The organism is Corynebacterium sp. MSK047 (genome assembly GCF_030232285.1).
GTDB lineage: Bacteria > Actinomycetota > Actinomycetes > Mycobacteriales > Mycobacteriaceae > Corynebacterium > Corynebacterium jeikeium_D.
Genome location: NZ_JASPJI010000060.1, coordinates 1 through 485, shown reverse-complemented (window position 1 = coordinate 485; position 485 = coordinate 1). Strand labels below are relative to the sequence as shown.

The 485-nt window shown below is 55.3% G+C and carries 1 other RNA gene; it reads right to left on the bottom strand.

The features are described from left to right. Positions 1-126: 126 nt before the first annotated feature. An RNA gene (gene ffs, locus QP981_RS11185) (signal recognition particle sRNA small type) lies at positions 127-221 on the bottom strand. Between the last annotated feature and the right edge of the window lie 264 nt (positions 222-485).

The window sequence follows — 485 nt, the reverse complement described above, 5'->3', positions numbered from 1 at the left end:
GCTATTCTTTGGTGATTTGTGGTGTGTGGTCTGGGGTTATGGTGGCATGCGGACACACTTTTCTTTACTTAACCCGACAAGTGCCCGAAACCTGGCCATAAGTGCCAGAAGAACGCCGGGGATAAAAAAAGGGGACCCCACGCACCCGTCAGAGCTCGCTGACCCTTGCTGCATTCCTGCCCTGGGGGAGTTCACGAGATGGACGCCACATGGGATCCGTGAAGACAGCCTACTACAGGCCCACGCAAAAAGTCACACTGCTAGCGCTCGCCGCACCGTTCAGCGAAGAACTGCCACACTAATCAGGGCGTTGCCACCACGGATTCGTCACCAGTTTCGTGACAGCATCCATGACAGCATCCATGACAGTTCCCCGCCTCCCCGCAGCCCCCGGCATACACTGCAAATCCGGGTTAAGGGTCAAAAAGTGTGTCCGGAATCGCGGATTTTCACGGATTGACCTGTAGGTTTCCGGAAAGTATATG